Origin of the sequence: Collinsella aerofaciens ATCC 25986 (assembly GCF_964259375.1) — a bacterium.
Taxonomy (GTDB): Bacteria; Actinomycetota; Coriobacteriia; order Coriobacteriales; family Coriobacteriaceae; genus Collinsella; species Collinsella aerofaciens_BO.
The window spans coordinates 15,226-33,166 of the sequence record NZ_CAXVJM010000021.1; the positions used below are offsets into that span (position 1 = coordinate 15,226).

General features: G+C 60.8%; 18 protein-coding genes. 3 read left to right on the forward strand and 15 right to left on the reverse strand.

Annotated features, from left to right (window positions below; translation table 11 throughout):
* The first annotated feature begins 130 nt into the window (after positions 1-130).
* Complete coding sequence (locus ACEXKH_RS08675) at positions 131-1,594, forward strand: M20 family metallopeptidase (RefSeq protein WP_373573808.1); 1,464 nt, start codon at positions 131-133, stop codon at positions 1,592-1,594.
* Positions 1,595-1,700: 106 nt separating this feature from the next.
* On the opposite strand, the gene ACEXKH_RS08680 is transcribed toward ACEXKH_RS08675, so the two are convergent.
* From ACEXKH_RS08680 to ACEXKH_RS08745, 14 genes are all read right to left on the reverse strand, one after another.
* Positions 1,701-2,177: a DUF2752 domain-containing protein gene (locus ACEXKH_RS08680; protein ID WP_373573809.1), complete on the reverse strand. Its 477-nt coding sequence runs from the start codon at positions 2,175-2,177 to the stop codon at positions 1,701-1,703.
* A gap of 13 nt (positions 2,178-2,190) precedes the next feature.
* On the reverse strand, positions 2,191-2,604 hold the full coding sequence (locus tag ACEXKH_RS08685) for a DUF4234 domain-containing protein (protein ID WP_373573810.1): 414 nt from the start codon (positions 2,602-2,604) through the stop codon (positions 2,191-2,193).
* 33 nt (positions 2,605-2,637) lie between these two features.
* Entirely contained in the window at positions 2,638-2,868 is a 231-nt protein-coding gene (locus ACEXKH_RS08690) for a zinc-ribbon domain-containing protein (protein WP_373573811.1), read from the reverse strand.
* Positions 2,869-3,063: 195 nt separating this feature from the next.
* Positions 3,064-4,368 (reverse strand): zinc-ribbon domain-containing protein, encoded by a 1,305-nt coding sequence (locus ACEXKH_RS08695; protein WP_373573812.1) that lies wholly within the window; start codon positions 4,366-4,368, stop codon positions 3,064-3,066.
* Between the two features lie 149 nt (positions 4,369-4,517).
* Complete coding sequence (locus tag ACEXKH_RS08700) at positions 4,518-5,540, reverse strand: YitT family protein (protein ID WP_373573813.1); 1,023 nt, start codon at positions 5,538-5,540, stop codon at positions 4,518-4,520.
* A gap of 207 nt (positions 5,541-5,747) precedes the next feature.
* Complete coding sequence (locus ACEXKH_RS08705) at positions 5,748-6,272, reverse strand: Asp23/Gls24 family envelope stress response protein (protein WP_349128830.1); 525 nt, start codon at positions 6,270-6,272, stop codon at positions 5,748-5,750.
* A 44-nt stretch (positions 6,273-6,316) separates the two neighbouring features.
* Positions 6,317-6,694 (reverse strand): DUF2273 domain-containing protein, encoded by a 378-nt coding sequence (locus tag ACEXKH_RS08710; RefSeq protein ID WP_227790587.1) that lies wholly within the window; start codon positions 6,692-6,694, stop codon positions 6,317-6,319.
* Complete coding sequence (locus tag ACEXKH_RS08715; protein ID WP_373573814.1) at positions 6,687-7,232, reverse strand: hypothetical protein; 546 nt, start codon at positions 7,230-7,232, stop codon at positions 6,687-6,689. The genes ACEXKH_RS08710 and ACEXKH_RS08715 overlap by 8 nt, the downstream gene beginning before the upstream one ends.
* A 165-nt stretch (positions 7,233-7,397) precedes the next feature.
* Positions 7,398-8,204: a YebC/PmpR family DNA-binding transcriptional regulator gene (locus tag ACEXKH_RS08720; protein WP_055309449.1), complete on the reverse strand. Its 807-nt coding sequence runs from the start codon at positions 8,202-8,204 to the stop codon at positions 7,398-7,400.
* 169 nt (positions 8,205-8,373) lie between these two features.
* Positions 8,374-10,557: a DUF6020 family protein gene (locus ACEXKH_RS08725; RefSeq protein ID WP_373573815.1), complete on the reverse strand. Its 2,184-nt coding sequence runs from the start codon at positions 10,555-10,557 to the stop codon at positions 8,374-8,376.
* Positions 10,558-10,699: 142 nt separating this feature from the next.
* Entirely contained in the window at positions 10,700-11,521 is an 822-nt protein-coding gene (lgt, locus tag ACEXKH_RS08730) for a prolipoprotein diacylglyceryl transferase (RefSeq protein ID WP_373573816.1), read from the reverse strand.
* A 109-nt stretch (positions 11,522-11,630) separates the two neighbouring features.
* On the reverse strand, positions 11,631-11,909 hold the full coding sequence (locus tag ACEXKH_RS08735) for a NifU family protein (RefSeq protein WP_035137589.1): 279 nt from the start codon (positions 11,907-11,909) through the stop codon (positions 11,631-11,633).
* A 171-nt stretch (positions 11,910-12,080) separates the two neighbouring features.
* Positions 12,081-12,605 (reverse strand): deoxycytidylate deaminase, encoded by a 525-nt coding sequence (locus ACEXKH_RS08740; RefSeq protein WP_089572276.1) that lies wholly within the window; start codon positions 12,603-12,605, stop codon positions 12,081-12,083.
* Positions 12,606-12,688: 83 nt separating this feature from the next.
* The gene (locus tag ACEXKH_RS08745; protein ID WP_373573817.1) at positions 12,689-13,540 is read right to left on the reverse strand and encodes a type III pantothenate kinase; all 852 of its coding nucleotides are present in this window, start codon (positions 13,538-13,540) and stop codon (positions 12,689-12,691) included.
* A 192-nt stretch (positions 13,541-13,732) separates the two neighbouring features.
* On the opposite strand from ACEXKH_RS08745, the gene ACEXKH_RS08750 reads away from it, so the two are divergent.
* Both ACEXKH_RS08750 and ACEXKH_RS08755 read left to right on the forward strand, forming a co-directional pair.
* Entirely contained in the window at positions 13,733-15,436 is a 1,704-nt protein-coding gene (locus ACEXKH_RS08750) for an OPT/YSL family transporter (RefSeq protein ID WP_373573818.1), read from the forward strand.
* 215 nt (positions 15,437-15,651) lie between these two features.
* A complete protein-coding gene (locus ACEXKH_RS08755; RefSeq protein WP_373573819.1) occupies positions 15,652-16,791 on the forward strand; it encodes a DUF389 domain-containing protein in 1,140 nt (379 codons plus the stop codon).
* 125 nt (positions 16,792-16,916) lie between these two features.
* Here ACEXKH_RS08755 and ACEXKH_RS08760 read toward each other — a convergent pair whose 3' ends face one another.
* Complete coding sequence (locus tag ACEXKH_RS08760) at positions 16,917-17,366, reverse strand: hypothetical protein (protein ID WP_006234914.1); 450 nt, start codon at positions 17,364-17,366, stop codon at positions 16,917-16,919.
* Positions 17,367-17,941: the final 575 nt, after the last annotated feature.

The following is a 17,941-nucleotide window of genomic DNA, read 5'->3' on the forward strand; positions in this document are numbered from 1 at the left end:
AGTGTACTCCCCCGCCCTTGCAACAAAACCCCAAGCGGCAAACGGCAACTTTACCAGCCCTAGCGGCAGGTGGCATACTGGAGAGAGCCTGTACGATTTTGCGATCAACCCAGCAAGGAGCAAATCGACCATGACGAAGACCAAGGCACAGCAGATTATGGCGGCAACCGAGGTTCGCGCGGCAGACGACGTCACCGCGGCCATCCGAGATATTGCCACCGAGTTTGAACCCTACATCATCAAGCAGCGCCGACACTTCCATAAGCACCCGGAGTTGAGCCTTGCCGAGGAGCGCACGACTTCCGACATCGCCAACCAGCTCGACGCCATGAATATCCCCTACGAGCGCCCGCTCAAGACCGGCTTGGTGGCAACGCTTCGCGGTACCGCGCCGGATGCCTACCGCGAGGACGGCACGCCGCGCCGCCGTATCCTGCTGCGCGCCGACATCGACGCCCTGCCTGTCACCGAGCAGACCGGCGAGGAGTTCGCCAGCGTCAATGAGGGTTGCATGCACGCCTGCGGTCACGACTGCCATATCGCCATGATGCTCGGCACGCTGCAGATTCTGCGCCACATGACCGATGACATCCACGGCGAGATTCGCATCGTATTCCAGCCCAGCGAGGAAAACGGCCGGGGTGCCAAGCTCATGATCGGCACGGGTGTGCTCGATGGCGTCGACGGCGCCTACGCCGCGCACATCTGGAGCGAGGTCGATGCCGGCACCGTAAGCTGCGAGCCCGGCCCGCGCATGGCAAACACCGACTGGTTCCGCATCGACGTCCGCGGCACCTCGTGCCATGGCGCCATGCCCCAGCGCGGCCACGACGCCGTTATGGTGGCGGCAGAGATTGTCAACGCCCTGCAGACCATCGTCTCGCGCGAGATTAGCCCCTACGAACCCGCCGTCATCACCGTCGGCGAGCTGCATGGCGGCACCGCGCGCAACGTTATCGCCGGCACGGCGTACCTCGCCGGCACGGTGCGCACCTATGGCGACAAGACGCATGAGGAGATGCCCGAGCTTATGCGCCGCATCGTGGAGCACACCGCAGCAGCGCTAGGCGCCGAGGCCGAGCTCACCGACTACACCATCGCCAACTACAAGGTCGAAAACGATGCCACCTCGAGCGAGCGTTGTCGCCAGGCCGTGATCAAGTGCCTGGGTGCGGTCGGTGAAGGCCATTACCGTGGCACGCTTTCGGGCGAGGACTTCTCGGAGTATCTGCGCCGCGTACCGGGCGTGCTCGCCTTTGTTGGCACGCGCAACCCCCAGATTGGCGCCACGTACGCCCAGCACTCCTGCTTCTATAAGATCGACGAGAGCGTGCTCGCCAAGGGTTCTATGGTAGCCGCCCAGTATGCCATCGACTTTTTGGCCGAGCCCACGCAAGAGGAGCTCGACGGCCCCACGATCGCCGCGGTTGCCGAGACCAATCCCGACTTGGCCGCCAAGCTGCGCTCTGCCAAGGCAACGGCCGCCGAGGCGCGCGACGCCATGCACGACGCCCGCACCGCCCGCCATGCCGCCATTAAGGGCATTCACGATGCCCGTGCCGCTGCTCGCCACGATGAGAAGCATGACGAGTAGCCGTCACGCCCACCCATAACAACCTGGCTAGAGCAAAGCGGGGGCGAACGTTATCTCAACGTTCGCCCCCGCTTATGTGTCGACCGCTTTTCTAGCGCATCCTCCGTCACGACAGGTAAGAGCGAAGGATGGCGAGCCAGCGTGGGGTTTCGAGGTGGATGATATCGGTGGGAACTCCGGCGGGAGCGTGACCACCAAAGAGCAGACCGGCATCCGCCGGATTGATGAGGCGCACGATCCATACGGCAACGACCAGCACGCACAACACGGTGACCGCAATATCGATACCACGTTTTAGCTTGCTCGATGCCACCTCCTCGCGCACGAACGCGAGCACAAACGCAATCGGCACCACCCAAAACAGCGGATGGTAGGCAAAGGCCGCCGCAAAATCGAGGCGCAGCGCCGCCAGCCAAGCCCTCGTCATGCCACATCCCGGGCAGGGAATGCCCGTCATCAGGCGAAACACGCAGCCGATATCGAGCAGGTAGAGTGCGAGCCAGGCGACAAAGAGCGCACCGATGCAAGAAAGGGCGCGGCGAATGAGTTCCGCCGCGCCCTTATGTCCCTGGGAGCTATTCACGCCGCTCTTATCGTTAGGCACGAGCGCCAAGACGGGTGTTGTAAGCCGTTGCCATGGCATTGGTATTCTTGATGATGATGTTCATGGCAAAGATGGGGCCAAGACCGCACAGCAGCGCGCCGACAATCTGCCACATAAGAACGGTGGTACCGTTCTCCTGGAACATCAGGCCATAGCGGGGAGCGTTAGCCTGCAGGCGGTCACCGATCTTGTAGTACCAGTAGAGTGCGTAGAAGCCGCAGGTCACGAACGACAGCAGGATAAATGCTGCCAGACCCGGCGTGGAATCGCCGTCGTCCTGGCACATGACATTGATGTCGCGGGCGAGGCAATAGAGGAAGTAATACGAATAGATGCCGCAGGTCACGATGGAAAGCAGGAGCCAGCCGATCACGCCACGGTCGGTTTTAATCGGAGCATAGCCCATCGGGGCGGGTGCAGGCTGCTGAGCATACTGCTGCTAACCGGTGTACTGCTGCTGGCCGGTGTACTGCGGCTGAGGCTGAGGCTGAACTGCCTGAACCGGAGTGGGCTGAATCTGCGTGGGCTGCGGAGCAGGCTGGGGCTGAGGTACAGGCTGCGGCGCGGGCTGCGGAGCAGGAGCAGCGGAAGCCGCACCGACGGCAGAACCGCAGACGGGGCAGAATTTGGCATCATCCGAAATGGGAGAACCACAAGTGGGACAGAACATAAGCTTCTCCTTTTCCTAAGGCGTTGCACGCCTTCAAACCTTACATGACTATGTTCTCAACAATAGCCGCGACGTTGTTGCGCAACATTGGCCAATTTCCGAGAAATTTTACTGCAACCGTTTTCCCAGGCATTTTCTTGCTTTCGCAGTAGAAAAAGGCGCCCCGGGCTCAGTTGCCCAGGGCACCTCGACCGACTATTCGGTTTGATTGTTTTCGGCAGCAGGATTATCGCCCGGCTCATCCGCCGGCGTGGCAAGGGCATCCCAATCGGGCTCCGCAGGCGTCGCCTCGGGCGCCGGGGCAGGTGCCGGGGCAGGTGCGGGCGCGGGTGCAGGGGCTGCACCAGTGGCGGCCGTGGGATTGAATCCCGCAGGAGCAGGCTTCTTCTCACCCGGAAGCACAAACGTCAGAACATCGTCGGCATCCTCATCGGCCCACTCGCTGGCATAGCGCGCGGCCCAGTAGCCAACGGCGCGATACTTGAGCATCTTGCCAAACACAGTCAGGAACACCGTGACAAAGGCAACGATCATCAAGAACAGGATGAGCGTAATGCCGCCGCCCTCGATGATTGCCTCAAGACCCGTGGGGCGATAGTAATAGCTATACATACCAAACGTAGCAATGGCGCCAAAGATGGCGGTGAAGATCCACGTGATGATGTGCGACACGATGCCCGTCAAAAACTCGGGAAGAATCGAGGCGCAGAATAGCTTGCCCAGGTTGGCCTTATAAGACTTCCAGACCTTCTCGAGCGAAAACGCGCTTTCCACGCGCCCCGCGACGGCAAAGTGCATCACGGCGGCATCACCAAACATCTTAAAGAAGATGCCCAGTACCACCGACACGATCATGGCAAAGACAAGCAGCCCCATCGAACCGATGAGGGCACCCTCAAGACCGCTCCAACCATTGAAATAATATGAACCGACGGCACCGATCACGACGCTCTCGATAGCCGAGAACACCACGCCAATCACCGGAATAATGGCCACGAACTCGAGCACACCGGTAATGACAGACGAGAAAATGCCCAATCCAAACGAGGTCGAGCGCAGCAGCGGACGCTCCATGCCGTTATCATCCTTGAGCGACAGGTCACGACCCCACTCGATGGCAAAGCCCGCGCCGCACACGCTTGCCACGTACGCGAGCAAAAAGCCAATGGCCGCTGCGATACCGCCGATAACGGGGATAAACAGCACCAGCACCGAGACAACACAGATCAGCGCCGGCAAAAAGGCGATTTGGCATACGCGAACCAAGGCGCCGGGAACCTTAAGCATGTCGTTGAAGGCCTGAGCCATGCAACCCTTGGGCGCGTTCATAGCCGGCTGGGGCGCAACGAACGGCTGCGGCTGGGCAAACGGCTGACCCTGCGGCTGAGGTTGAGCTTGCGGAGCGGGGCCGGCGGCCTTGACCTCGGTATTAGGGGCACCGCACACGCCGCAGAACTTGTCGTTATCGCCCATGGGGGCGCCACACTGCGAACAGAACATCGAAATCATCCCTTCGTATCTAGAGCGAATCACCTGGATCGCAAACGATGTCTTTGCCATCATTATCGCCCAATGTGGGGACAAATACCGCAAGATGACCGATTTGCAACGTAGCCGGTTTATTCAATGATTCGAAGGGTACGACCGGGCTAGTTCGTGCCGCGGAAGCCCTTGCCGACGATTTCGGAGCTATCGACGATGGTGATGAAGGCGCCAGGGTCAATCTCGCGGGTATAGCGGCGCAGTTGCACTGCCTCGCGACGGCTCAGCACGCTCATAATCACCGTGACGCACTTGCCCGAGAAAGCGCCGTAGCCACGGCTGATCGTTGCCGTGCGGTTGAGATGCTTGACGATAAACTCCTCGACTTTAAGGGGCTCGGAGCAAATGATCGTGCAGACCTTACGAAGGTGAATGCTCTCGATAGCCTTGTCGACCACAAGCGTCTTGGCAAACAGACCGAGCACGCAGTACAGACCGACGCGCGGGCCATACAGGAAAGCCGCGATGGTCACGATGCCGATATCGACCAGCAACAGGGCACGGCCGATCTCAAGCGTCGTGCGGCGTTTGAGAATCATGGCAAGGATGTCGGTGCCGCCCGTCGAGGCGCCAATGTCAAAGACAATGGCACTGCCCAGCGCCGGCAAGATGACGGCAAAACACAGGTCGAGCCACATATCGCCCGTCATCGAAACATCCGTCGGAATGAAGAGCTCAAACAGCGAGACGTAGGCCGAAAGCGCAAACGAGGCAAAGACACTCCAAAGGATTGCCTTGCGCTCCAAAAAGATAAAACCCAGGATGACCAGGACCGCGTTGATAATCCACATAAAGACGCCGACGGGCAGAGTCGGGAACAGCGTGGAAAGAATGACCGACACGCCCGAGGTGCCTCCGAAGGCAAAGTGATTGGGGGTTTTAAAGGCCACGATGGCAAAGGCCGTGAGGACCAGGCCCAGATTGAGCTCGGCAAAAAAGCGCGGAAAGCCTGGTTCCTGGCTGCGCTTGCGGCCGGCGCGCTCGCCACGTTCGATATCCTCGCGACCGACAACGCGCTCCATCGGCACCACCGGAGGACGATGCATCTCCTCGGCGGCACGCGACGCCGCCTCTGCCGCAGCGGCTTCAATCGCCCATGCCTTGCTTTCGGTCTCGTGTTCGTCGGCCATTACGGCAACCCTTCGTTAACAATTTGGAAACAATGCGCCCATTAGGGTAACGCGGAACGCGAAGATTGCAACCCTTAGTTAGACGAGCGGTATGCCTGCATCGGGGGCATATAGAAAACGGTCGACCGCACTTTTGCTTGCGCGGTCGACCGTTTAGCGTTTTCGCAGGTAAAACCCATCGAAACAAACCTGTCCCTATTTGGTAGGTTACTCGTGCTGGCTGGTGCGGTGCTCGTACTCCTCGGGGGTGATGACATCCTCGATACGCAGGTTGACGCCTGCCACCTCAAGGCCGGTCATCGCGGCCAGACGCTCGGTGACGCGCGCCTTAACGTCGTCAAAGATCGCAGGCGCATAGGCGCCGTACTCGATGATGACCGAGATGTTGACGACCACGCGGTTGTCGTCGGTGACCTCGACCGTCACGCCCTTGGTCAGGTTCTCGGCACCAAACTGTTCCTGCACAAAGTGCATAAGGTTACCCTTCATGCCCAGAACATGCGGCACCTCGCGGGTGGCCATGGCAACGATCTTCTCGATCACACCGTTGGAATAGGTCAGCGAGTCCTCGGACTCGTCCGCCTCCTCGTCCATCTCCTCGTTGTCCTCGTCCGTATCGGACTCGGCCTCGACGAGTGCCTCGTCCTCGAGCGTCACGTCCCCGGCATCGGCGACGGCCTCATTCGCCTCGAGCTCGGTATCGGCCACATCGACCTTCGTGTTAAAAGCCATGGTTCCTCCTTATGCCTGCCGCGGATGCGACAGTCGAATACGTATTAGCGGCCGCTAAACAGGCGGCCGAAGAAGTTGACGATACCGTTCTCGCCGTCGCGAATCTGGCCGATCACGGCGCCGATCAGCACAAAGAATGCGATGACGAGCGTGTCCCACAGACCCAACGTAAGTACCAGCACGGCGAGGATAAAGCCTGCCAAGGCGCCGAGCGTAGTATTGGGGTGGCGCACGGCGTAGCTCCAGATAGCAGCGCCCGTACCTTTGATGAGACCCATGGCCTCGTCAAAGTCGTTGGCGGCGCTGTCGTGCTGCTCGCCGGCCTCGGGCTTGGTGTCGGCGGACTCGCCTGCCGGCGTAGCGTTCTGGTCGATCGTCAGGCGCGGCGTGCGGGCGGTCTTGTCTTGATTGGTATCACTCACCGGAAACCTCCACGGTCTGGACGGTAGTCTTGGTCGGCAAAAAACGGACGCGCGCGGTCGTGCCCGGCGTGCCGAGCATGGTGTCGCAGGCCTTCTCGATGCGCTGCTGCATCGAGGTGGCAAGAGCGGCAACGTCCTTGTCATCGAGCGCGATGGCCTCGACCTTAAAACGAACGCGCGACTCGTCGGAGCCTTGAACGCGTGCCTCGATATGCTCAACCATCACGCGATCATCGCACTCCGCCGCGGCACGGGCGCACGAGGAAAGCGCTGCGAGCGTGACCTCGATATTGCGCTCCCCCGCCGGATGCACGCAGGACGGCTCGCGACGCGCGAACATCAGGCGGAAAAAACCGATGAGCACGCCAAGTGCCACGATAGCAGTACACACCGTAACGACGACGCGAGGCATGGTGTCACGCAACAGCAACATAATGCGATACGTATACGGTCCCCAGAACTGGCAGACAAGCGTACCCAGCGCCACGATGGCGGCGGCAAGATACACGATCGCTAGGGCTCGTTTGAGTACGCGCACGCGCGCTCCCTTCAGGTTTCGGTCCACAGAATGCAAAACGATTCGCATCATTATAAAAGAGCCGGGTCCGGTGCCATACGCACGCGGATCCGGCTCATCTATTCCACGAGGCTTGCATGCTCGCTTCATTATGCCCAGATATGCACGGCTTAACCCGTGCAGGCGCTACTCCTCCTCGAGGGCAGCGATGACCTCGTCAGTCATATCCATGGTGCTGTAAACATCCTGGACGTCGTCGAGCTCCTCGAGACGGTCGATGAGGCGCTGGACCTTCTTGGCGTCGGTACCAGAGACCTCGGTCGGGGTGGTCGGGACCATGGTGGTCTCGGAGCCCTTGACCTGAATGCCCTGCTCCTCGAGCGCCTTGGAAACAGCCATGACGTCGTTGGCGGCGGTCCAGACAATCCACTCCTCGCCGGCGTCCTCGTAGTCCTCGCCACCGGCCTCGGCGATAGCCATCATGAACTCATCTTCGTCACCGGCAGCACCGTTGGCGATCATGGTCTCCTTCTTGGCGTTTTCGTCCAGGATCTCCTTGGCGACGACGATCTGGCCCTTGCGCTCAAACTGGAAGGCAACGGAGCCCGAGGTGCCCAGGTTACCACCAGCGTGGGAGAAGGCGGAACGGACATCAGCGGCGGTGCGGTTGCGGTTATCGGTCAGGCAGTCAACGTAGACGGCGACACCGGCGGGACCGTAGCCCTCGTACACGATGTTCTCGTAGACGGCGGCGTCGGCACCCGAACCGAAGGCCTTGTCGATAGCGGACTTGATCTTGTCCTTGGGCATGGACTGAGCCTTGGCCTTAGCAACGGCAGCGGCGAGGCTGGCGTTGTTCTCGGGCAGCGGGTCACCGCCGAGACGGGCAGCAACGGTGATGTTGCGGCTCAGCTTGGAGAAGAGGGCGGAACGCTTGGCGTCCTGCGCGCCCTTACGATGCTTGGTTGTGGCCCACTTAGAGTGTCCGGACATACGTGTCTCCTATCGGTTTCGACCTAAAGCCCAGCGCAGATGCTCGGGCAATATAAACAAACGTCGTTATGATATACCTACTGGCCTGCGAGATAAACCCCAAAATGAAGGCGTCGTGATGACGCAACCCTTCTACGCAAAGCAACCTGTCCCCTTTGCACCAGTTTGGCTAGTTCCACAGAAGGTCACTGCGGGCTATGGTGGCGCCGATGGCAAAAGGCATGCAGACGATGACCGGGTACAGGTAGCGCATGTAGGTGGAGCCGTTGCAAGGACCGATCAGGCACACGGCGAGTACGCCCAAAAGCGGCACCCAAATGTCAAGCGCCCTCCACGAATGACGCCGCAACAGGTAGACCACCACGGCAATCATGATCCACACATAGGTGGCCGAGCTCATGGTGAGCGAGATAAACGGGATGCGTTGTACTGCCACGCGATACAGGTTGATCAGGTGGTCGCACCAGCGCACAACCTTGCTATCGACCGGATGGAAGTCAAAGTACTTGAGGTTATCGGGCTTCGCCATGATCTCGGCACTGCGCGCCGTGCTGTAGACCCATGCGTCGCGAGCGCTCGGATAAAAATACCCATAGTAGTTATTGATGAGCGCCGAGATATAGCACTCGGGGTCCTTTTTGAACATCTGGGCCCACACCTTAAAATAGGCCTTGATGTCCTCCTGCGAGGCGTACTCGTTAAAGCAGTTCTTGACGGCATCGGACTTATCTGGGTTGTAACGGCGGCCCAGATTCTCGTACTTGAGCACACGGTCGATCACGGCACGCTCTTCGTCGGTCACCAAGCCGTCGCAAGGAGCCTCCACGATGGTGCCGTCCTCCTTAACCGTGGGGTTGACGCCCGAGTTGAGGCCGTCGTGCTTTTGGACGAAACGAGCCGTCTGCTGGAACGGAATCGAGAGGATTTCGCGCTTGGAACCAGGCGTGATGTCGTGCGCCGGCATAAAGACCTTGGTGAAGTACATATTGGAGGCAAGGCAGAGTGCAAGCACCGCAAGAACTCCCACCCAGCGGAAACGCGGGATGGCGCCCGAAGGCGCAGCACCGGCCTGCTTGGCTGCACGATGAGCCACATGCGCGTCCCATGCGCAAAACGCCGCCGCGATCACGCATGCCGCCAGGGGAAACACCAGGCCGCCGTTGCGCAGAAACGTGGAACCCATGGCGCCCAGAGCGAGCAGCAGCCAGTCATGGCGCGCAAAGAGCACGGGCCTCTGTTCGCCCGCACGCTCGGCATTGGCATCGCGACGGGGCAGGCCGCATGCTACGAGCTTCACGGTCTGCACCAACAGCACCAAAAACGCGTCGGCAAACAGCACATCTTTGGTAAGCAGCGCCGCGTAGTTGGAGAACATGGGCATAAACACAAAGAACAGCAAGATCACGCCGCGGACCGGCAGGCTCACGCCCAGCTTGCGCAGCGACGAGATGGAATAGGCCATGCAGGCGGCCGTAATGACGAACTGGGCGCAGGTGTAGATGGCAAGACCTGCGTTGGCGCTATTGAACAGCGAAAGCCCCAGCTGGACGCACGAACCGATGATAGCCGTGTGCGCCACGGGGTGATGTCCGTTGAGCAACACATTGGGATTGAGCAGACGCAGGTAGTCACTCGTGCCGTTGGGGTAGTTGAACCACTGGCGAATCTGCGCACCCGTATCTCCCATAAAAAGGCCGGGCAGCGAAGCGATGAGCATGGGCGCCCAAGCGACCATAAGCACCAGGAAGGGCCCGGCAAAGGGATGGACCGAGAGCACGGCGTGAGCCACACGCCATACGCGGCCAAAGTGCGCTTCGGAAAACGGAATGCGCCGAGAGCTCAGCCAATCTAGACACTCAAAGGCAAGGTAGAAGGCAACGACCGCCAAGAGCATCCAGCCCGCACCGCCTATCCAGGCGCAGATGATGCGGGCCTTGTCGCCGAGCACGATCTCGGCCGAATCGGTGAGGTCGTAGCTGCGGCCAAACACCATGCAGACGGCAAAGAACAGCGACGGAAGGATCACCGAGGGACGCCAAGCGTCGCCGCGGCCAAAGAATACGTAGCGAAACGGCAGCGTGAGCAGGCAGGCAAGCGCAAGCAGCATGACCGCGTCGGTATGGCCGGCAAACGAGAGGAGCACCTCGTAGCACACGTACAGCATGCCCGAGGCTTTGGGGTCAATCGCCAAGACTGCGTTGCTCGACACCGGGGCGGGATCGATGGAAAACGCCGTGGTCGCCAACAGCGCGAGCAAAAATGCGATGAGCGTCTGCTTGGCGGGGTAGCGCTTAAACCAGACGATGCGGGCAGCGTCGCGCGCAGCCGTTGTGGAGAGGTCGGGATCCTTCACAGTCCGAAAGCCTTTCTAGAAACCTGCCAAAAAGGGACAGGTTTATTTTGGCAGGTTTTATCTGGAAAACGTTACGGTTCTATCATCGTTGCCCAGCGAACCACCACAAAGGTGCCTGTCCCCCTTGTGGTGGTTTTGGTGGTTAGGCGTCCAGGTAGACGCGCTGGGGCTGGTTGCGGTGGCGGGCGAAGATGACGAGCGCCAGGCCCGCGATTATGAGCGGCAGGCTCAGCAGCTGACCCATGGTAATGACGCCGCCCAGCAGATAGCCCAGCTGCGCATCGGGCACGCGCACAAACTCAATCAAAAAGCGAACGATGCCGTAGCCCATCACAAAGACGCCCATAAACGTGCCCTGGGGCAGCAGTGGTTTTTTGCGACTGAGCGCCTGCAGGATGCAAAAGAGCACGATGCCCTCAAGAAACGCCTCGTAGAGCTGGGAGGGATGGCGTGGCATATCGCCCGCGGTGCCGCCAAAGACCACACCCCAGGGCAGATCGGTCGGCTTACCCCACAGCTCACCGTTCACGAAGTTGGCGCAGCGTCCCAGGCACAGCGCCAGCGGAGCACCGATAACGGCAAGGTCGGCGATGGTCCAGGCGTCGAGCTTATACATGCGGCACACGATGATGCCGCCCAAGATGCCGCCCACCAGGCCACCGTGGAAGCTCATGCCTCCCTCGTTGGTGGCAAAGATCTCGAGCGGGTGGGCCAAATAGTAGCCATCACCGTAAAAGACGACGTAAAACAGGCGCGCGCCGATAATAAGGCCAAAGACCGCACCGACCACGACGCTCGTCAGGTCATCGATCGTGATGTCGAAGCCCCAACGACGCTGCGTGCGGTACATAACGACCGCCGTGAGCAGGGCGCCGACCACATAGGCCAGACCGTACCAGTAGATCGTGATGGGGCCCGCCGAGATCGCAACGGGGTCAAGCATATGGTAGAGGTCGTTGAGCATATCGATCCCCCTGCTCCCTACATACAAATGCGGCCGCGGGCCTTGCGCTCGCAGCCGCATATTTGGACGTAACGTCTATGCGGAGCGTACCGTCCGCAGCTTTCGCATCTTAGAACGGCGCGTACTCGTCGTACAGGTCCTCGGCCTCGCCGGAAGCATTGACCTGCTCGACGCGGGTAACGCCGGGCACGTGCTCCTTCAGGATGCGCTCGATACCCATGGAAAGGGTCAGCGAGCTCATGGGACAGCCGGCGCAAGCGCCCTGCAGTTCCAGCTTAACGACGCCCTCGTCGTCGACGCCCACATACTCCATATCGCCGCCGTCGGCCTGCAGGTTGGGGCGAATCTCTTCAAGAACCTTCTTAAGCAGCTCTTCGTTAACAGCCACAGGGGCTCCTTTCTCACAATAACGCGGGCACGCCCGCGGACAGAAGCTATGTTACTACAGCCATGTACCCGCTCACGAGCCGTCCATGCGCGCAGACGTGACTTTCACGAGTAGTCAATTTGGGACGGGGCTCTTTGAGCTGCGTTCGTCGCCAGATAGCGACAACGCATATTACTGCTGAGCTTGTCCCCCGGTACCAATCTGGACATCGACGATGACCTGGCGGTAGCTGATGCCGCAGGAGTCGAGAATGCGGCGGCTGATACGGCCGTCATCGGTGTCGGCATACTTATTGTCCAGGTAGACGACCTCGCCCACACCCACCTGTGCCAGGATCTTGGCGCAGTCGTGGCACGGGAACAGCGTGACGTAGACCGTGGAACCCTCAAGGTCTTTGAGCGAGCCGCGATAGTTGAGCACGGCGTTGGCCTCGGCATGGACTACGTAGTTGTGCTTATCCTGCAACGGGTCGTCGCTCGTGCCCCACGGGAAAAAGTCGTCGTTGAGCGCCGAGGGCGTACCGTTGTAGCCCACCGAAAGGATGCGGTGGTTGGTGCTGGCGATGCACGCGCCCACCTGCGTGTTGGGGTCCTTACTGCGGCGCTGCGCGGCGATGGCCACGCTCATAAAGAACTCATCCCAGCTAATAACGTCGCGGCGCTTGCCCGACGCGGTTTGATGAAGATCGTCCGACATGGCAGACACCTCCGAAATCGCAATAGTTTGACCCATTGTAGCAGGTGGAAGGTGGAGACGTTTTTGTCCCATTGCCCCCATCGCTACGCGCGGCGGGGCTTTTGGTTGATGTGGTAGAGCTCGGCGAGGCCCCGCAGCGTCAGCGCATCGTCGACCGTCAGGCTATGGCCGACCAGCGCCGCAAGCGCCTCGGCATCGTCGCCGGTAATGACGATGGGCACATCGCCCTCCCCCGCGGCCTTGGTCGCGCGCATCTCGGCAAGCACCATGTCGAGCATGCCGTCGATGCGGGCTACCTCGCCCAAAACCACACCCGAGCGCATGGCCTCGCGCGTGTTGCGGCCGATGACGTGCGTTGGCGCCGAGGGCTCAACCTGGGGCAGGCGCGCTGCTGCCGCCGAAAGCGAGCGAGCGCCGAGCGCCAGCCCCGGCGCGATAACGCCGCCGACAAAGGTGCCGTGCGCGTCGATGACCTCGATATTGGTTGTGGTGCCCAGGTCGATCACAATGCACGGCGAGCCGTAGACGGCGCGGGCCGCCACGGCATCGGCGATGCGGTCGGGACCGATCTCGGCCGGGTCATCGTAGTGCACGGGCATGCCGGTCTTAAGGCCCGGCCCCACGATGAGCACGCGCCCCGTGCAGGTGCGGGAAAGTGCCGCCTTCCACGGGCGCTCGAGCGTCGGCACCACGCAACTCAGCACGGCCGCCGCGGGAACGAGCGCGCCCGGCATGCCCGCATCGGCCGCCAGTGCGGCCATGACCTGCACGAGACGCATGCGCGCCTCGTCTGCTGTGATGCTCGACGGCGTGGTGATCTCGCACGTCGCAAGCGGACATTCCTGCGCCGCGGCCGAATTCTCTGCAAACAGGCCAAAGCGAATGAACGTGTTGCCCACGTCGACCGTCAATATATATGCGCACCCATTAAGCATCGTCGGCGCTCCTTTCGTCTGCCCAGCAGTATATCGCCTACCTAAACCAGTCATCCCAAAATGACCAGCTTGCGGCTATACTGGTGCGCGGTCGCGCGCGAGCTCACGCGGCGGCCCTTGGTAACCCGACTTCCCGCGCCGTATCCGTAACGGCGCTCCCGGGGGAAGCGGATATACGCAAAGGAGTTTTATATGAGCAATCCCTCGAACCGCGCTTCGATGCGCGGGCAACTCACGCTGCGCGGCGTCGTCATCGGCGTCCTTGGCTGCGTGATCATCACGGCAAGCTCGGCCTACACTGCCCTCAAGATGGGCGCCCTCCCCTGGCCGATCATTTTCGCTGCCGTCATTTCGCTGTTCTTCCTGAAGCTCATGGGCAACGCCAGCCTCAACGAGGCCAACGTCACCCACACCATCATGTCCGCAGGCGCCATGGTCGCTGGCGGTCTGGCGTTTACCATCCCGGGCGCCTGGATGCTGGGCTATGCCGACCAGATCAGTTGGCTCGACATGTTTATCGTGGCACTCGCCGGCACCATCCTGGGCCTGCTGGCCACGGCGCTCATCCACCGTCACTTTATCGTGGACGCCGCGCTTGAGTTCCCCACCGGCAACGCCGCAGCTCAGACCCTGCGCGCGACCGAGGCCGGCGGCAAGACCGGCAAGCAGCTCTTTGGCTCCATGGCCATCGCCGGCATCTACAGTGTGCTTCGCGACGCCCTGGGCGTGGTGCCCAGCATGCTGTGCACGCTCAATATCCCCGGCGTGACCTTTGCCATCTACAACTCGCCCATGTTGCTGTCCATCGGCTTTTTGGTGGGCTTCGCCCCCGTCGCGTTCTGGTTTGCCGGCGCGCTGCTGGGCAATTTTGGCATCATCGTCGGCGGCACCGCTGCCGGTCTGTTTGACGTTATGACCGCACAGGGCATCGTCAAGTCCCTGGGTATGGGCCTCATGATGGGCTTTGGCGTCGCCGTCGTCCTCAAGGACATCCTGCCGCAGGTCGCCGGTATCGTCCGCGGCCTCGCCGCCGACAGCTCCACCGACACCGACGAGCAGTCGCTCATCTCGGGCTCCCTTAAGCTCGACGCCGGCATCATCGGCCTGGGCGCCGCCGCCATCGCCGTGATCGTCGCCATCGCGCTCGACCTTGGCCCTGTCCCGGCCGTCATCGTCACGCTGTTCACCTTTGTCACTACCATCATGAGCGCTCAGAGCTGCGGCCAGACGGGTATCGACCCCATGGAGATCTTCGGCCTCATCGTCATGCTCATCGTTGCCGCCTTCGCGCAGCTCGCCCAGGTCAAACTGTTCTTTATCGCCGGCATCGTGGCCGTGGCGTGCGGCCTTGCGGGCGACGTCATGAACGACTTTAAGGCCGGCGCCGTGCTGGGCACCAACCCGCGCGCACAGTGGGTCGGCCAGGCCATCGGCGGCATCGTGGGCGCCCTGGTCGCTGCCGCCGTCATGGTCGCGCTCGTCACCGCCTATGGTCCGGACGCCTTCGGCCCCGACAAGAGCTTCGTTGCCGCACAGGCAAGCGTGGTCGCCACCATGGTCTCGGGCATCCCGAGCGTGCCGTGGTTCGCAGGCGGCTTTATCGCCGGCATCGTCATGTACTGGCTCGGCATTCCGGCCATGATGATCGGCCTGGGCGTGTACCTGCCGTTCTATATGTCGCTCACGGCTTTCCTGGGCTCCTGCGTTAAGCTCGCCTACGACAAGTGGGCCGCTCGCCGCGACGCCGCCGCCGGTCTTTCGGACAAGGAGAAGGCCGCCAAGGACGCCGCCTTCCAGGAGCAGGGCCTGGTTGTCGCCAGCGGCCTGCTCGGTGGCGAGTCTATAGTCGGCGTTATCCTGGCGTTCATCTCTGTCGGTTTGAGCCTGCTGGGCTAAACCCAACAACAACGTACCCGTACAGAGCGCGGAGTCGGAGACCATCCGGCCCCGCGCTTTTTTGTATCTGCCGAAACCCTCAGCAGTACTCGCATGTGGCGTGTCTTCCTTTGCCTGCTCGCCTAAGTTCCATGTCAAGATGACCGCCCCGCCCGTCACGGTGTAGAGTACATGCTGCGAACGCACCCGCGTTCCTACGGCAATACGAGGTGGACATGGAACTCGATAAACAACAGCTCAAGCGACTGCGCGAGCGCCATCATCGGCGCCATGGCATCCGCCCCGCCCACAGCGAGGCCATGGAGAACGCAAGCCGCTTTCTAAAGCGGGCATTCAACATTCGCGAGGGACGCGCGCCCTATCACGTGATTCGCAAACGCTTTGTAAACGGGGCGCGCCTGACCGGCACTCACCTGTGCATCCTCATCATCGCCATGCTCATCGCGAGCATCGGCCTCGATATCGACTCGGATATCGCCATTGTAGGTGCCATGCTCATCTGCCCGCTCATGGGCTCGGTCCTTGCCATGGCATACGGCATTGCCACGCTCGACCGCGAGATTGCCGTCGAGGCCGTCGCGGGCTTGGCTCTACAGATGGCCTTTTGCCTGGTCACGTCCACGCTGTACTTTAAGCTCTCGCCCCTTGGCACCACCACGGCCGCCATCATCGACAACTCGACACCCACCGTGTGGGACCTTACCGTCGCACTCGCAGGCGGCTTTGCAGGCGGGCTGGGCAACTCGCGCGACCAGGAACCCGCCACGCTCATCGCCGGCGTGGCCGTGGCGACCGCGCTCATGCCGCCCCTGTGCGCGGCGGGCTATGGCATCGCCATCGCAAGCGGGTCGCTGTTTCTCTCGGCGCTTTACGAGTTTGGCATCAACGTGGTCTTTATCGCACTCGCGGCCGAAGCCGTGCTGCTTCTTTTGCGCGTGCCGCTCAAGCGCGACCTCAACGGCGACGGTATTGTGACCGCCGAGGAAAACGCCGAGGTCGACGAGCTATCGCGCAAGGTGCGCCGCCGCATCATCGTGGGCACGGTGATCTTTGCCATCCCCTGCATCGTTATGACGGCGGGGTCTATTGGCTCGGCGCAGGCCGGCGTGCAGGACGGCTATGGCGTCACCGAAACTACGCGCGAGCTTGCCGCGGTACTGCCAGGCTTTAAGGACTACACCGTCGCCGTCGAGACCTCGGCCACCGAGGGCGACGAGGAGGGCATCGTCGAGCGCGAGATTGTCGCCCATGTGACGACAGGCGAGACGCTTGGGGCACACGACCGCCACGTCGCTCGCAAGCTCATCGACCTCAATGTGCCCGAGCTCGATCGCGTGGAATTTGACGTGAAGTGATGCCGGCGCGGGATGAGCGCTCGCACGGACGCAAGTTATGACGAGGCGCAGACGCGATACGGACACGAGCAAATAGAGGGGTTCAGTTCACACCCGCGCCCCGCTCGCCGTTTTATTGCCGTGAATCAAACGTCCGCATCGACATCGCCAGATTCCACTGTAAACGCCGGATCGGTGCTCACCAGATAAAATCGGGTCACCTTAGTATTTCTAATTAGGTAAATCTGCCCCTGATTGCGTCGGCGCGATATATACGCAACGTGAATCGTGCCGAATTCTTCGCCGTTTTCCTTCTTTAATATCAGGATGTTGGGGTCATCCGTACGCTTAAACTGCCCGTCTGTGCAGATTCCGTCTTGATCGACCAGCTGCCATCGACAGTTGTCCTCCTCAAGAAAAGCCAGGGTTTCCCGACTCGTTTTGTCATCCCGATAGTAACCATCAATGGCAAACCCTTCGGAAGCGCATTCCTGCATATAGGACGTTTCTCGGCTTATAGCAAACAGCCCTGTAGCGCCCAGGAGCACAGCCAGGCAGACCACTGCAAGGGTTATCGAAATAGCACGGCGACCCATGTTAGCCCAACCGATAGTTGTTTAACGGAGCGCGAAACATACCTGGAACCTCCGATATCAGGGGGGAACGTCGCCAGCGGCCCGCCGGCAACTATGTGTTTCTAACATTAAACACTATGGCTACGACTCGTTGGAGATAGGTTCCATAAACGGACAGTGATATACGTCGAAAGGCCACACTTATCCATTAACCCAGAGTTATGGAGGCCGTTTTTCATATTGCGAGACCGCGGTTTTCGGAAGTGCTGTGAAAAACTGAGCCCCGCCGACCAGACCGACTTTTTTAGCAACAAAACCGCAGGTCACAAGGGTGCAAAAGAGCAGTGTGCTCGGAGATTCGGAGTTTTTCCCCGCACTTCCGAAATCCGAGTCCGCGAAAGGTGCCGACAAGGCCAATTACGCAACATGTATCCAGTAAAAACGGGTGGCAGCCGGTATGGCTGCCACCCGTTTTTCTCATACCAGCCTAAAGCAGGCATGTTACTTCTTAATGCCGCCCTGAGTATTTGCTCGTCTGAGCACCGGTGATTATTGCGAATCGGCACCGTTGATATTGCGGAATGGCACCGGGGGCG

What these genes read in the sequence shown, in the direction of transcription:
- ACEXKH_RS08675 (WP_373573808.1), top strand. Translation starts at nt 131, where the DNA reads ATGACGAAGACCAAGGCACAGCAGATTATGGCGGCAACCGAGGTTCGC.
- ACEXKH_RS08685 (WP_373573810.1), bottom strand. Translation starts at nt 2,604, where the DNA reads ATGGGCTATGCTCCGATTAAAACCGACCGTGGCGTGATCGGCTGGCTC.
- ACEXKH_RS08690 (WP_373573811.1), bottom strand. Translation starts at nt 2,868, where the DNA reads ATGTTCTGTCCCACTTGTGGTTCTCCCATTTCGGATGATGCCAAATTC.
- ACEXKH_RS08695 (WP_373573812.1), bottom strand. Translation starts at nt 4,368, where the DNA reads ATGTTCTGTTCGCAGTGTGGCGCCCCCATGGGCGATAACGACAAGTTC.
- ACEXKH_RS08700 (WP_373573813.1), bottom strand. Translation starts at nt 5,540, where the DNA reads ATGGCCGACGAACACGAGACCGAAAGCAAGGCATGGGCGATTGAAGCC.
- ACEXKH_RS08705 (WP_349128830.1), bottom strand. Translation starts at nt 6,272, where the DNA reads ATGGCTTTTAACACGAAGGTCGATGTGGCCGATACCGAGCTCGAGGCG.
- ACEXKH_RS08720 (WP_055309449.1), bottom strand. Translation starts at nt 8,204, where the DNA reads ATGTCCGGACACTCTAAGTGGGCCACAACCAAGCATCGTAAGGGCGCG.
- lgt (WP_373573816.1), bottom strand. Translation starts at nt 11,521, where the DNA reads ATGCTCAACGACCTCTACCATATGCTTGACCCCGTTGCGATCTCGGCG.
- ACEXKH_RS08740 (WP_089572276.1), bottom strand. Translation starts at nt 12,605, where the DNA reads ATGTCGGACGATCTTCATCAAACCGCGTCGGGCAAGCGCCGCGACGTT.
- ACEXKH_RS08745 (WP_373573817.1), bottom strand. Translation starts at nt 13,540, where the DNA reads ATGCTTAATGGGTGCGCATATATATTGACGGTCGACGTGGGCAACACG.
- ACEXKH_RS08750 (WP_373573818.1), top strand. Translation starts at nt 13,733, where the DNA reads ATGAGCAATCCCTCGAACCGCGCTTCGATGCGCGGGCAACTCACGCTG.
- ACEXKH_RS08755 (WP_373573819.1), top strand. Translation starts at nt 15,652, where the DNA reads ATGGAACTCGATAAACAACAGCTCAAGCGACTGCGCGAGCGCCATCAT.
- ACEXKH_RS08760 (WP_006234914.1), bottom strand. Translation starts at nt 17,366, where the DNA reads ATGGGTCGCCGTGCTATTTCGATAACCCTTGCAGTGGTCTGCCTGGCT.